13 protein-coding genes are annotated in these 13,109 nt (G+C 49.6%); 8 read left to right on the forward strand and 5 right to left on the reverse strand.

Going from position 1 to position 13,109, the window contains the following annotated elements:
• Positions 1 to 229: 229 nt before the first annotated feature.
• The 4 genes from LN737_RS14720 to LN737_RS14735 all read right to left on the reverse strand — a co-directional run bounded on the left by LN737_RS14720 (position 230) and on the right by LN737_RS14735 (position 4,970).
• Positions 230 to 2,467 (reverse strand): xanthine dehydrogenase family protein molybdopterin-binding subunit, encoded by a 2,238-nt coding sequence (locus LN737_RS14720; RefSeq protein ID WP_405520037.1) that lies wholly within the window; start codon positions 2,465 to 2,467, stop codon positions 230 to 232.
• 2 nt (positions 2,468 to 2,469) lie between these two features.
• Positions 2,470 to 3,459 (reverse strand): FAD binding domain-containing protein, encoded by a 990-nt coding sequence (locus LN737_RS14725; RefSeq protein WP_405520409.1) that lies wholly within the window; start codon positions 3,457 to 3,459, stop codon positions 2,470 to 2,472.
• Positions 3,368 to 4,159, reverse strand: coding sequence for a (2Fe-2S)-binding protein (locus LN737_RS14730; RefSeq protein WP_405520039.1), 792 nt, complete (start codon positions 4,157 to 4,159; stop codon positions 3,368 to 3,370). Before LN737_RS14730 ends, LN737_RS14725 begins: the two co-directional genes overlap by 92 nt.
• A gap of 313 nt (positions 4,160 to 4,472) precedes the next feature.
• A complete protein-coding gene (locus LN737_RS14735; RefSeq protein ID WP_405520041.1) occupies positions 4,473 to 4,970 on the reverse strand; it encodes a cyclophilin-like fold protein in 498 nt (165 codons plus the stop codon).
• 230 nt (positions 4,971 to 5,200) lie between these two features.
• Between LN737_RS14735 and LN737_RS14740 the strand changes: the two genes are divergently transcribed.
• From LN737_RS14740 to LN737_RS14760, 5 genes are all read left to right on the forward strand, one after another.
• Positions 5,201 to 6,091 carry an AraC family transcriptional regulator gene (locus LN737_RS14740; protein ID WP_405520042.1) on the forward strand — a complete coding sequence of 297 codons (891 nt, stop codon included), beginning with the start codon at positions 5,201 to 5,203 and terminating at the stop codon, positions 6,089 to 6,091.
• A 127-nt stretch (positions 6,092 to 6,218) separates the two neighbouring features.
• Entirely contained in the window at positions 6,219 to 6,722 is a 504-nt protein-coding gene (locus LN737_RS14745; protein ID WP_405520044.1) for a cupin domain-containing protein, read from the forward strand.
• Between the two features lie 234 nt (positions 6,723 to 6,956).
• On the forward strand, positions 6,957 to 7,085 hold the full coding sequence (locus tag LN737_RS14750; RefSeq protein WP_405520046.1) for a hypothetical protein: 129 nt from the start codon (positions 6,957 to 6,959) through the stop codon (positions 7,083 to 7,085).
• A gap of 88 nt (positions 7,086 to 7,173) precedes the next feature.
• Complete coding sequence (locus tag LN737_RS14755; RefSeq protein WP_405520047.1) at positions 7,174 to 7,308, forward strand: hypothetical protein; 135 nt, start codon at positions 7,174 to 7,176, stop codon at positions 7,306 to 7,308.
• Positions 7,259 to 7,576 (forward strand): cupin domain-containing protein, encoded by a 318-nt coding sequence (locus LN737_RS14760; RefSeq protein ID WP_405520049.1) that lies wholly within the window; start codon positions 7,259 to 7,261, stop codon positions 7,574 to 7,576. The genes LN737_RS14755 and LN737_RS14760 overlap by 50 nt, the downstream gene beginning before the upstream one ends.
• A gap of 100 nt (positions 7,577 to 7,676) precedes the next feature.
• Here the strand turns inward: LN737_RS14760 and LN737_RS14765 are convergent, their stop codons facing one another.
• Positions 7,677 to 8,255 carry an isoprenylcysteine carboxylmethyltransferase family protein gene (locus LN737_RS14765; RefSeq protein WP_405520051.1) on the reverse strand — a complete coding sequence of 193 codons (579 nt, stop codon included), beginning with the start codon at positions 8,253 to 8,255 and terminating at the stop codon, positions 7,677 to 7,679.
• A 511-nt stretch (positions 8,256 to 8,766) separates the two neighbouring features.
• On the opposite strand from LN737_RS14765, the gene LN737_RS14770 reads away from it, so the two are divergent.
• Genes LN737_RS14770 through LN737_RS14780 form a run of 3 tightly spaced genes read left to right on the forward strand, consistent with a single transcriptional unit; the run spans position 8,767 to position 13,052 of the window.
• Entirely contained in the window at positions 8,767 to 10,161 is a 1,395-nt protein-coding gene (locus tag LN737_RS14770) for a lipopolysaccharide assembly protein LapB (RefSeq protein WP_405520052.1), read from the forward strand.
• A gap of 38 nt (positions 10,162 to 10,199) precedes the next feature.
• Positions 10,200 to 11,072 carry a sensor histidine kinase gene (locus LN737_RS14775; RefSeq protein ID WP_405520054.1) on the forward strand — a complete coding sequence of 291 codons (873 nt, stop codon included), beginning with the start codon at positions 10,200 to 10,202 and terminating at the stop codon, positions 11,070 to 11,072.
• 9 nt (positions 11,073 to 11,081) lie between these two features.
• A complete protein-coding gene (locus tag LN737_RS14780) occupies positions 11,082 to 13,052 on the forward strand; it encodes a sigma 54-interacting response regulator (RefSeq protein ID WP_405520056.1) in 1,971 nt (656 codons plus the stop codon).
• Positions 13,053 to 13,109: the final 57 nt, after the last annotated feature.

Raw genomic sequence — 13,109 nt, forward strand, 5'->3', positions numbered from 1 at the left:
AGGTCAGCAACGCTATATCTGAATATTTCTGTTCGGGTGATCGGTTCACCTTTTTGGGTTAGGCTATCATCAATCTCATCAGTATCCGTATACCAGGTCGGTCAAAGGATCGTATACGCTAAGTCTGATGTCTCAATGACATTAGCCGATTTTTTATAGCGCTCCAGGATTGGGCCAATCATCTGCTGGTTCCACTGGACAAAAGCGCCGGGCTAATGGCTGCTACGTCCTAAACTAGCTTCTGCATGACTTTATCGGGGGTGATGGGCAGGTCTCGTATGCGCTGACCGGTGGCATTGAAGACCGCATTGGCAACGGCCCCGGCAAACCCGATCAGGGCAATCTCCCCCATGCCTTTGGCCCCCATTGGATTGATGATCGGATCGGGCTTATCAATCATGATGGTCTCAATAGCTGGTACGTCGGCATGAACCGCTACGTGATAATCCGCCAGATTGTTATTCACAAACCGCCCGTAGCGGTGATCGATGACGGCTTCTTCCATCAGGGCCATACCGATGCCACCGGCCACGCCACCAATCATTTGACTGGCCGCCGTTTTGGGGCTCACGATCCGGCCCGAATCAGCTACGCTAACTGCTTTGGCAACTCGTACTACGCCCGTTAGTGGGTTGACCCGCACCTGCACAAAATGCACCGAAAAGGAGTACATCGAGTACTTCGCCTGTTCCGGCCCGCCTTTCGAATCTTTTGTTTTGTCAATGACCGTCAAATTATTTGCCCGCATCAGCTCGCCCACGGCTACCTTTTTAGCCGGTTCTTTCTCCACCGAAAGGACGCCATCCGTCATCGTCAGCTCATCGGCCTGACGACCTGCCAAAGGACTTCCGTCTCTGCTCGCCAGCTCGACTAGCGCCTGTTTGATGGCCGTACAGGCATCGAACACCGCCGAACCCACCGCCGAGACAATGGCCGAGCCACCCTGGGTCGGCGCTTTGGGTAGCGACGTATCACCGTATTCCACCTTAATCCGGTTAATGGGTACACCCAGTACGTTGTGGGCAATCATCGTTAGGGCCGTTCCGGTTCCTGGACCGATGTCGGTTACGGCACTTTGAATGGTCAACGAGCCGTCAGCCTTCAACAGGGCGCGGGCGCTGGCTTCCCACCGAAAGGCGCTAAACACACCCGTACTCATGCCGTAGCCGATTTGCCAGCCGCCTTCCCGCTGACTGCCCGGCTGGGCCTTCCGGTTGGTCCAGCCAATGGCTTCGGCCCCGCGTTGGTAAGCCTCCTTCAGGTGTTTGCTCGAATACGGGCGGTTGTGTTCGGGGTCGGTTTCGGTGTAATTACGTAAGCGGAACTCGATGGGGTCCAGGTTCAGCTTGTGAGCCATCTCATCCATGGCGGATTCCAGCGCAAAAGCGCCCGTCGCTTCACCCGGCCCGCGCATCCAGATAGGGACGCTCCGGTCAAGCCGAACCAGGCGGTAGCGGGTGCTTACATTGGGACAGGCATACATGAACTTGGTCATGTTGACGGTCGCTTCGGTGAAGTCTTCGTACCGGGCGGTCTCTGCGGTGGCTGCATGGGCAATACCCACCAGTTTACCGTCTTTGTCCGCACCCATCTGGATGGTCTGTACCGTGTAAGGCCGGTGGCCCACCAGCGTAAACATCTGACTGCGGTTTACCACCAGTTTCAGCGGACGACCAATTTTTTTGGCAATGGCGACGACCGCCGTTTCCTGTGGCCAGGTCCGAAGCCCCATGCCGAAACCGCCCCCCATGAATTCGGTATGTACATGGACGTTCCTGGGGTCGATTTTAAACGCTTCCGCCATTGCGTTTTGGGTGGCGTTCACCCCCTGCGTTTTGGCGTATATCATTAGGGTATCGGCACCGGTCCAGTGCGCCAGAATACCGTGGAGTTCCATCGGGTTATGCACCTCAATCGGTATGGTGTAATTAGCCTCCAGCGTCACGGGTGCCGTTTGATAGGCATCGGCTTTTCCCCGTAGGTAATTACCGCCATCTTCACCTTTCGGTGCAATGCCCTCCGCTACGTGTTTTTGTAAATCGGTCCGGGCAGTCTGTTTGTTATACGTTGCTTTAACCAGCGAAGCCGCGTAGGTGGCCCGTTCAAACGTGTCGGCTACGACAATGGCAATAGGCTGCCCGTCGAAGAAGATTTTAGGGCTGCTCAGAATTCGATATTGCTCCTCTTTAGGCCGTGGGGGCGGGCCGTCGGCTTCACCGCCTACGGACGCATCCCAACCCGGAATTGGCGGCATATTCTGATGAGTAAACACGCCCAGCACGCCCGGTGCGCCTTGTGCTTTTTTGGTCTCTATACCAGTGATGGTGCCCCGGCCAATCTCGCTGCCAACCAGGACGCAATAGGCCATGCCAGGCAGGTCGAAATCAGCGAAGTAGTTAGCCCCGCCGGTCACTTTCAGTCGTCCATCAATCCGATCAATGGACAGATTTTTCGTGTCTTTGTTCATGATCAGGCGGTTTTCGTGGCGGTTTTCAGCGCGTCAACAATCGAGTTGGGAGCCAGTGTTAGTTTAAAATCGTTCTCTCCATACCCTTTGGCACCCTGCATGGCCAGCGTAGCAGCTCGCTTGAAGTTCGCTTCGGTGGCTTCTTTACCTTTCAAAAAGGCCTCGGCCTGGGTCAGCCGCCAGGGTTTATGCGCTACGCCACCCATCGCTAGCCGGATGTCCTGAATCGTTTTGCCTTTCATCGTCAGACCAACACCCACCGACACCAGTGCGAAGGAGTACGAAGCCCGATCCCGCACCTTGAGATAGTAGGAATTGTCGGCAAATCGATTCGTTGGCAGGTCGACCGACATAATTAGTTCGCCGGGTGCAAGCGTATTGTCTTTTTGTGGGCTGTCGCCGGGTAAGCGGTGGAAGTCGCTAAACGGGATACGACGGTCTCCTTTCGGACCTGTTACGTTCACCGTCGCATCCAGGGCCACCAGCGCAATGCACATATCGCTGGGATGTACGGCAATGCACTTGGTCGAACCGCCAAAAATGGCATGCATCCGATTATGACCGCCCAGCGCTCCGCAACCCGCTGGCCCGTTAACCTGCCCTTTATCGGGTCGGAATGCCGCACCACCCGCCTGCACTGGGCTTCGCTTGTTACAGGGCATTGACGTATCATAGAAATACGAGCAGCGTGTGCGCTGCATCATGTTCCCACCGACCGTAGCCATGTTGCGCAGTTGGGCCGAAGCCCCCGCGTTGAGCGCCATCGCGAGCAGAGGAAAATGCTTTTTTACAAGCTCGTTATCCGCAACGGCTGAGTTTTTAGCCAGGGCACCGATGCGCAAACCACTACTCGTTTTCTCAATCGTCGCCAGGGGCAGCTTATTGATGTCGATGAGTCGTTCAGGGATAATGACTTCGCGCTTCATCAGATCGATAAGGTTCGTGCCACCGGCCAGAAAGTAAGTGCCCGCTTCTTTGGTGATCGCCGAAATGGCGGCTTTGGGGTCCGTAACCCGCGTAAACTGAAACGGATTCATACTTTGGCTCCTCCTTTTTTACGTCCATGATAGCCTCGACAATATTGGCATATGCCCCGCACCGGCAGATGTTACCGCTCATGTATTCTCGGATTTCTTCCGGCGAATTGGCGTGATCTTCCCGGATGCAGGCCACCGCCGACATGATTTGTCCGGGGGTGCAGTAACCGCACTGAAAGCCGTCGTGTTTGATAAACGCTTCCTGCATCGGGTGCAGCCGGCCCGTCGCACGGTTGCCCGTCGGTCCATCTTGGGCTAAGCCTTCAATGGTGGTTACGTTGCTGCCTTCTGTGGTCATGGCCAGTGTCAGACACGAATTGACCCGCTGCCCGTCGACATGGACCGTGCAGGCTCCGCATTGGCCGTGGTCACAACCTTTCTTGGTGCCCGTCAGGTGTAGCTGTTCCCGTAGCAAATCCAGCAGCGTGACCCGTGGTTCGATGCTGAGTTGCTGGGCCTTCCCGTTAACGGTCAGCCGAAGCGGCATCTGCTCAACGGCCAGCGCCATTTTCTCATGAAGGCCACTCTCAACCACTTTTACCGCAGCAGGAGGAGTTAGCGCCCAGGCCGCTAGGGAAGAAGACTGTTTGAGGAACGCCCGCCGGGATGCGTCCGGGCTTTCTAACTCGTCATTGGGATGTTCATGCTGGTCCATAGGAAAAGGTATATTAACGTTGTTGAACGACGACTGCCGCGTTGTGAGCCGGATTCAAAACCCGACTCGTGTTGTGAAGTGCTTGAGGCCAACTCGACTGTAACGCTTGCCGAAGGCCATGAACGGTTTAGTTGGTGTGTCCTGATTGAATCAACCAGGCTTATCTGTTACTTGTTTATCTCTTTGGATTGGCTAACCGTTTCTTTCGAGTTGGCTAGGATTAATTCTTGTATAAGCCGGGGCCCATCTTCAGTAAAAAGGGGACTATGGGTATGGTTAGCTGGTTCATATTATTTCTGATTTGATTCAACGATTATTCCAAGGCAAAGCTGACCGTTACGTTTCCTGATCCCAGGGCAGCCGCTAGTCCCGACGGGTTGTCGATCCGGCCAAGCTTGGTATAGCTATACGAGGTTCGAAAGGATTCGTAGAAAAGTACCAGCGTATTAGCTCCGTACAGCATCAGATCCCCCGTCTGAATAGTGCCGGGATTAACGGCATTCGTGGGTAAGCCACTGGGCAGATCGGCAAATTTTTCATTTCCATTCAGTTCTTTCATAGAAAGGGTGAGCGGCAGCCGAGCTTTAAAAGCGGTTACGGTTGGGTTGCTCAGCAGCGTCGCGGTAAAGGTGCTGGAGCCAACCCGAATACGTAGCCGGTTGGAAGAACTATCGGCAGTTGGGTTCGTTTCAGGGCTAACTGGATTCGGCATACTGGGTTGATCGGCGGGGATTGGGCTGTCTGTTTTGCAAGCCATACTGCCCATGATAAATACCAGGAAAGGCAGCAGGAATAGTGGGGTCCGTTTCATACGTGTTGAGTTTGATTGACTTCATTGACAGGTATTTATTCTGCATTTCGTTAAGCACACTGCAAAATTACCCGGAGCCATACCACGTCTTTTAACCATTTTACGGTTTTACTTACCACTTTTACTGATGCTACAGGGAGGCATGGTTTTGGGCTGTAGATTTGATTAAAAATCGGCTGGCAGGAGTCCCGGCAACGGCTGGCCGTCGCACTCCCCCCGAACCGTACGCGATGATAGTCTACGACACGATCAAAAAATATGCGGATGCGTTCAACAACAAAACGCAGCATCCGCTCATTAGTCTGGTTGATTTTAATCAATCAAACCTCCTCCCAAGAGCGAAGTTTACGATCAGTTTTTATGCCATTATCCTCAAAGAAACCCACTGTGGTGATTTGCGGTATGGTAACCAATACTATGATTATGCCGAAGGAACGATGGTCTTTTTTGGACCAGGCCAGGTTATTACCAATGAACCCGAAGGCGAGATGCATCAACCCTACGGGAAGGCACTCATCGTTCATCCTGACCTGATCAAAGGCACTAGCTTAGGTAGACAGATTCACGAGTATTCGTTTTTCAGTTACCAATCCCACGAGGCCCTTCATTTGTCAGAAAAAGAGAAAGAGATAGTGACGACCTGTTTTGGCAACATTGCGACTGAAGTGGGCCATACGATTGATCGCCACAGTAAAGAGCTGATTGTGGCCAACCTGGAATTGCTTCTAAAGTATTGTTCCCGCTTTTATGACCGCCAATTCATTACCCGTGAGCATATCAATCATGGCATCCTTGAGCAGTTTGAACAGAAACTGACGGAGTATTTGGTGGGCGAAAAGCTCCGTACCGAGGGGATTCCAACGGTTTCCTACTTTGCCCAGGCGTTACACCTGTCGCCCAATTACTTTGGTGACTTAATCAAGAAGGAAACCGGCAAGACGGCCCTGGAATTTATCCAGCTTAAGCTGATCGATCTGGCCAAGGAACGAATTTTTGATACGGGTAAATCCATCAGTGAAATTTCGTATGAACTGGGGTTCAAGTACCCTCAGCATTTTACGCGTTTCTTCAAACAACAGGTTGGCACCACACCCATTGCGTATCGAAGTGGATTGAATTAGCACGTTTGGAAGCGTTCACATCGGTTCCAAAATCAAATCGATCCAGTAGGCGTTGGATTAAATCCATTAGCTACCAGGTGCTGTTCAACCAATCGAGGGGAAGAGCACAATACAAACGACTAAACACATGAAAAACCTAGGGGCACGGACAGGCTTTCTCATTACGCTGGGCCTGGTAAGTCTTTGGCTGGCTCCCTGCCAGGCGCAAACGCAGGGAAGCGGGACAAAATCGACAACGGCGAGCGCTATTTTTCCCAATGGGGAAAAGGGCCCCGCCCAAACCTTTACCGGTACGGTATGGGTTCAGAATCTGGTAGCAACCGATTCCATTTATCAATTGGCTAGTGGCAGCGTTACGTTCGAGCCGGGGGCTCGCAGCTTTTGGCATTCTCACCCGAGTGGGCAGATTCTGCTGGTAACGGATGGGGTTGGCTACCACCAGTTAAAAGGCGAGCCCCGGCAGACCATTCGGAAGGGGGACGTAGTGAAGTGTCCGCCGAAAATTCCTCATTGGCACGGCGCTTCCGCGGACAGCCCCATGACCCACATTCATATTGTACCCAATACCGAAAAAGGTATTGTTAACTGGCTCCAAGCCGTCACGGATGCTGAATACAATGGGGTGCGGTAGCTATACTCAGGGCAGCGACCGTTACAGCAACTCACGTTTACTGTAAACTAGAAAAGAGAATGATTTTAGACGAAACCTATACGCTATCGAATGGCGTAGAGATTCCCAAACTAGGTCTGGGAACCTGGTTCATCAATAATAAGGATAGTTGCTAGGTCTTGAGTATATTGACTGCAACGGCGGACTCTACAGCTTGGTCTATTGCCACTACCCAAGACAGCCAATCCGGAGCATATGAAAACCAATGCCGCCGTGGAGTTTGTTATCTCGGAAGCGGATATGGCGACCTTAACGACAATGGAACAAATTGAGCATTATGGCGAGGCCAGCCACTTTCCTGTATTCGGCGGAAAACAAGCCTGAAAACCAATCATGCCTATCCCCCTGTTGTGGTCAATCACCAGCGTGTTAGGCACAATTAGCCTTTAGGAGACGAACTAGTTAAACCGTTATGAACATCACAAGAATAGGATCGCAACCCTCGAATAAAGGACCGGAAGACTGGTTTACGGGATCGGTACGTATCGATCCGTTGTTTGCCGCCACCGAGGGCAAGACGTGGGGCAGCTGCCAGCGTTACGTTTGAACCCGGAGCCCGAACCGCCTGGCATACCCATCCGTTAGGTCAGACGCTCATCGTGATGGCTGGTTGTGGCTGGGTACAGCGGGAAGGTGGCCCCGTCGAAGAAATCCATCCGGGCGATGTGGTTTGGTTCGAACCCAATGAGAAGCACTGGCATGGTGCTACGGCAACCACGGGGATGACACATATCGCTATTCAGGAAAATCTGAACGGTAAACAAGTGGAGTGGATGGAAAAGGTGACTGATCAACAGTACCAGATTTCTGACTAGACTCGTTGAAATGAATCAGGAAAACTATCTATAGACCACCTTGTTGCACGGCAATCTAAGTGAACACGTAATACGTTTCCTATAATTTCGGTTGACCTGATCAAAAGCGGGGGAGTAACATGGGCACCCGCTCACGGTATTGCTGGTACGTCCTTCCGAACGTAGCAATGAGCTTTCGTTCTTCAAAATGAATTCCGATCCGAATATAAAGTACACCCAACAGCAACAGCATCAAATAAGACCAGCTCGGCTGTAGAAGCCAAATCCCCAGCAACAGCAAAACTATTCCCGTATACAAAGGATGACGTACGTAGCTGAGCATCCCACTCTGTCGTAATGCGGGTTGGCCTGATTGGTTAACCGAAAGGGGCCAACCCATAAATTCAGCCAGATCGTAGCCGCGTAAGGCAGTCACCGCAACAGCTAAGCCTATTGCTATGATCACAATACCGATCCAGGAGGAACCCTGCCAACTGCTGACATAGTCAACGGGCGCCATTCGGTGAAGCCAAAGCACGGGCAGGAAAGTAAGCAGTGCCAGACCGTTGTATATCAGTCGGTAATACCGATTTAGCTTACCGAATCGAGTAGCCACCCATTGCTTAAACCATAAACTGGCGGTTATACTGTGGATACCACAAAAGACGATCCAGCTTAACACGATAACCAGGTAAATCATGACGAAACAGGTAGTAACAAAAGAAAATATTGAGCTACTACCAATGGTTATTTATAGCGATACGTTCATTCGGGTAAATAACGTAGAATTACTAATTGAGTCATGAAGCAGTTTAGCCAGCGGCTACGGCGGCTGATCAAGTGGAAGTAGTCAACTAGCCATGTTTAACATTTAGTTTATAAACTCATCCGGAGCTACCAAAAAGAGATATTGATCTGTGAGTTTACAGCCCTTACTATTTATTGATTTAGTGCTTAACTTTATATTAATATCACGATTTAGGGTGTTCATATTCAGTTGGTTATGATTTTATTGACGTAATGATGCTCTTAGTATGGGATGTAAGTTTCTCCTAACACGTCTTGGACAGCTTGTAGTAGGCCTCGTGCTCATCTTTGTCATTCCTTGTTTTGCCGATGCGCAGCCTGTGTACAGCGACGTAGCCAGACAGCGCTTGTTAATTCGCATTACGGCGCAATACATCCATACCATTAGTCAGGGACAGATCGATATGGACAGCGCCATACGTATTCCCTGCAGAGTGTATGAGCTAAGTCCTCTACTTGCCTACAATGAGGGATATAGTGACGGAAAACCGTCAGCGGGGAGCCTGCTACTGGATGCCGGAAGACTAGCGGAAGCCAGGGCATTGCTTAGCAAGCAGCGTCAGGAAGCACGGCTTCGGTTATTGCTGGAATTGGGCAGTTACTACGTATTCAAGCCGGGCGCCGAAAAGGCCGATCTTGATCAGGCGTCAACATTCATAAATGAGGCTATAAGTTTAAGTAAGAAAGCCCCTCTCCAGTGGAAAGTCGAGAGCATGGCTCTTCGGGCTCACTGGCTTGATCAATCCGGACTTGCCGCTGAGAGCCAGAACGTATTTGATGAACTAGTGACCTTATGCAATCGATCGGGCAACGTATCGGCATCCGCTAGGCTGTTGCTGCGTGCTGGAGAAATACTTCATTACGGAGAGCCTGAAAGGCTTAAAAAATTTGAAAAAGCGCTGGCTATTTTCAGAAAAACCAAGGCAAAAGATAAGGAAATTGAAACCCTGTCTCTGATAAACATTGACTATTTTGTTGCCAAAAAATATGATGTAGCCGAAAACTATTTACGCACGATTGTCAAGCTTCAAGCCCAAATAAACTTTCGCCATCAACAATACCCGTACGATGCATTATCCTGGCTGGCTTACCGAAAAGGGGCGCTTACGGATGCATTATCCTACTCCAATAAAAGTTTGGCAAGCCTGGCTTCCAGGGCCGATTCTACGTTTATCAGTTACTTCTATACACGAAGGGGACTTGTCTATGAACGACTTCTTAAATTAGATGAGGCTCTTACCTGGTATGATAAAGGGTTGGACAATAAGACACCCGCTACAAGATTATTTTGGTACAGAGCCCTGATAGGCAAAGTGCTAACACTTAATGAGATTGGTAGAGCAAAAGAAGCCTTGCCGCTGCTCAACGAAGCAAAAAGATACTATCCACCTACCACGTACTTTGACAAGATGCACTTTGCCTTTCTACTTGGCAAGACATATGACAATCTGAAAAAAACAGTCTCGCCGAAAGCAACTACCAGGTCTTTTTGGCCATGGCAGAAAAATTTCCGGTGGAATATATTCATGACGAATTTCCGGCAGCATTTTTTCAGATTTCTACCTTTTACCGCACCATTGGCAAAACCAGGCAAGCGAGAGAGTATCTTGAGCGGGGAAAAGGCTATACGTCTTCATTCGATATTTTGGCGAAGGACAATTATTATTATAATCTGTTCAAAATTGATTCAGTGGAGGGGCGTCACCTGGACGCGATCAACCACCTTAGACTTAGTTATGAGTTTACCGACTCGGTGTTCAGTCATGACCAGCGGAAACGAGCTGAAGAGTTACTGGTGAAATATGAGGCTGAGAAAAAGGACAAAAACATCCAATTATTGAACAGTCAAAATCAACTGGAGCGTTTAAGAACCGAGCAGGCACACCGGACCAGAAATATAATGGTGGCGGGTTTGGTGCTCCTGCTAATTATTATCGCGCTATTATTTAACCGGTATCTTATTAAACAAAAAACGAACAGCAAACTTGTCGCAAATCAACGGGAACTGGATCAAAAAAATAGTTTTCTGGAAACGCTGAATACCGAGCAGGACAAACTCCTCAAAGAAAAAGAATGGTTGCTAAAGGAGGTTCATCATCGGGTTAAAAACAATCTTCAGATGGTAACTAGCCTGCTTTACTCACAATCGGTGTATTTGCAGGATGATACGGCCAAACTGGCCGTAAAAGACAGCCTTCGTCGGATGCAGGCGATGGCCTTAATTCATCAAAAGCTTTATCAGGATGATAGTACGTCCAGCATCGCCATGCCCGAATACATCAGCGAGCTGACGCGTTACTTGCAGGAGAGTTTCGATGACGGGGGCCAGATCACTTTTCGACAGAGTATAGAGCCATTATCGCTTGATGTTTCACAGGCTATTCCCCTGGGGCTGATCATCACCGAAAGCATTGTGAACACCATTAAGCATGCTTTTCTCAATGGGCAAAAAGGGGTTGTGAGTATAGAACTTCACCATGACGGACCTGATTATTTCGTACTAAAAATAGCGGATAATGGCATTGGCATGCCCACCGGATTAGATACAAAGGAGTATAACTCACTAGGCCTGGAGCTGATGCAGGGGCTTGCGAAGCAATTGAATGGACACTTCACGATTGAAAACCGGAACGGTGTGCTTGTGACTGTCAGATTTGTTAATTTAAATAAGCATTACCCGGAAACGACCCTCCCTGAAAAAATTTCGTAATCAACGTGTATGAGCACCAGGATACTGATTGTTGAGGATGAATTTGTGGTAGCCAATTCGCTCCGAATACTGCTAAGGCAGGCCGGCTACAGTGTGAGCGGTATTGCAGCTTCGGCTGAGGAAGCGTATGAGACTTTGCAAAAAGATAAACACGACCTTGTTCTGCTGGATATCCGATTGAATGGAAGCGAGTCGGGCATTGATCTCGCCAGAAAACTAAAAACGGAAAATATTGCCTTTGTTTACTTGTCGGCCAATTCAAGCCAGAAGATTCTGGAAGAAGCGAAAAAAACGGAACCTTATGGGTTTCTCGTCAAGCCATTCAGAGAGAAGGATTTGCTGGTGGCATTGGATATAGCCGTGTATCTCCATAAGAACAGGCTCGAATCGAAATTGCGACAGGAAGCACTTTTCCAGAGGCAACTATTGGAGATAAGCCATGAAGATTCGGACGCCAGGCAGAAGTTTTTGAAGATTGCACAGGCAATACGAACGTTTATACCATTTGATCTTATCGTATGCGAAACCAACTCGACTACAGCTCCCCAGGTTAGCGAATATGGCTATTTACGAGTCGGATTTGATGAATACCAGTACATCGGTAAAGAAGAGTTACTGACAATTTCAGGTTTAAAAAGCGAGGCCTTATCCGCAATCATTGAAAACAGTTATTCGGATAACCACATGGCTACGTTTAACAACGGGGGAACGACCGATGCTGCACCTGTTACGCCAATGCAAAAGGTTTGGATAACCTGTTTCAAGCTAGAGTCATATCTCGTTTTTCCGGTTGCCCTTAATAATGGGTCCTGGGTTCACTACACTTTTTATAGTCGTCGGCGGGATATGTATACGCACAGCCACCTGACCGTGTTGAACCTTTTCGTAAGCAGTTTGACCAGCGTTACTGAAAAATTAGTCCGGCCTGACGCTTACGTAACGTCCACGATACGGCTACCTGCCGATAGGAAGCATGAGGGCACCGAGGATCATCGAGGCTCGGTGCCTGAATTTAAAGGCATTATCGGAAAGCATCCGCTTTTACTGGCCGCCTTAGATCTTACGGCACAGGTGGCGCCTTATAAAACTTCCGTACTGATACTTGGTGAAAGTGGTACCGGAAAAGAAAGTATTGCGCAGGCCATTCATGCACTCTCTGCACAGAGAAAGGGACCTTTTGTAAAAGTAAATTGTGCGGCTATTCCAGCGTCACTGATCGAATCCGAACTATTTGGCCATGAGAAAGGAGCATTTACGGGCGCTACTGAAAAGAGGAAAGGGAAATTTGAGCAGGCCCATGAAGGGACGATTTTTTTAGACGAGATCGGAGAAATGCCGTTGGACATGCAAGTGCGGCTGTTGCGGGTTTTACAGGAAAAGGAAATTGAGCTGATAGGAGGTAAGTCGCCCAGGAAAATCGATGTACGTATTGTCGCAGCCACTAACCGAAATCTGGAACGTGAAGTTGCCGAAGGCAGATTCAGGCTTGATCTGTATTATCGACTTAACGTTTTCCCGATAACATTGCCGTCACTTCGCGAACGAAAAAGTGATATACTGCCACTGGCGTTTTATTTTGCCACCCGGTTCTGCAAAGAGTTTAACAAGGATTTCAACGGAATATCGGCATCGATGATAGATGAATTGCAGGGGTATACCTGGCCGGGAAATATTCGTGAACTCGAAAATGTGCTGGAGCGATCGGTCATACTCAATGACGGGCGTTCTGAGCTGGAATTAAAGCAAAACCTCATGGGAGTAGAAACCCGATTATTCGGCGAACAAAAGGCCGAAACGTTCGGGGATGTTAGGCGCATTCAAAAAGAGACGGAACGTGACTACCTTATCTCCGTTCTTCGAAAAACGAACGGCATTATACGTGGTGCCAATGGGGCCGCTGAATTACTAAATATAAAGCCGACAACCCTCGAATCAAGACTGGCTAAGCTGGGTATTCAGCGGGGGGATTTTGGAACCTGACAAGGCTGTACTGGCGATACGTAACAACATCCGCTCCGATTGTTTAGGAGTTAGCTC

It is taken from the genome of Spirosoma sp. KNUC1025 (assembly GCF_045160025.1).
GTDB lineage: Bacteria > Bacteroidota > Bacteroidia > Cytophagales > Spirosomataceae > Spirosoma.

Excerpts from the sequence above, each read along its gene's own strand:
- LN737_RS14740 (WP_405520042.1), top strand. The coding sequence starts at position 5,201 with ATGATAGTCTACGACACGATCAAAAAATATGCGGATGCGTTCAACAAC.
- LN737_RS14780 (WP_405520056.1), top strand. The coding sequence starts at position 11,082 with ATGAGCACCAGGATACTGATTGTTGAGGATGAATTTGTGGTAGCCAAT.
- LN737_RS14770 (WP_405520052.1), top strand. The coding sequence starts at position 8,767 with ATGGACAGCGCCATACGTATTCCCTGCAGAGTGTATGAGCTAAGTCCT.
- LN737_RS14730 (WP_405520039.1), bottom strand. The coding sequence starts at position 4,159 with ATGGACCAGCATGAACATCCCAATGACGAGTTAGAAAGCCCGGACGCA.
- LN737_RS14765 (WP_405520051.1), bottom strand. The coding sequence starts at position 8,255 with ATGATTTACCTGGTTATCGTGTTAAGCTGGATCGTCTTTTGTGGTATC.
- LN737_RS14750 (WP_405520046.1), top strand. The coding sequence starts at position 6,957 with ATGAAAACCAATGCCGCCGTGGAGTTTGTTATCTCGGAAGCGGATATG.
- LN737_RS14745 (WP_405520044.1), top strand. The coding sequence starts at position 6,219 with ATGAAAAACCTAGGGGCACGGACAGGCTTTCTCATTACGCTGGGCCTG.
- LN737_RS14735 (WP_405520041.1), bottom strand. The coding sequence starts at position 4,970 with ATGAAACGGACCCCACTATTCCTGCTGCCTTTCCTGGTATTTATCATG.
- LN737_RS14720 (WP_405520037.1), bottom strand. The coding sequence starts at position 2,467 with ATGAACAAAGACACGAAAAATCTGTCCATTGATCGGATTGATGGACGA.
- LN737_RS14755 (WP_405520047.1), top strand. The coding sequence starts at position 7,174 with ATGAACATCACAAGAATAGGATCGCAACCCTCGAATAAAGGACCGGAA.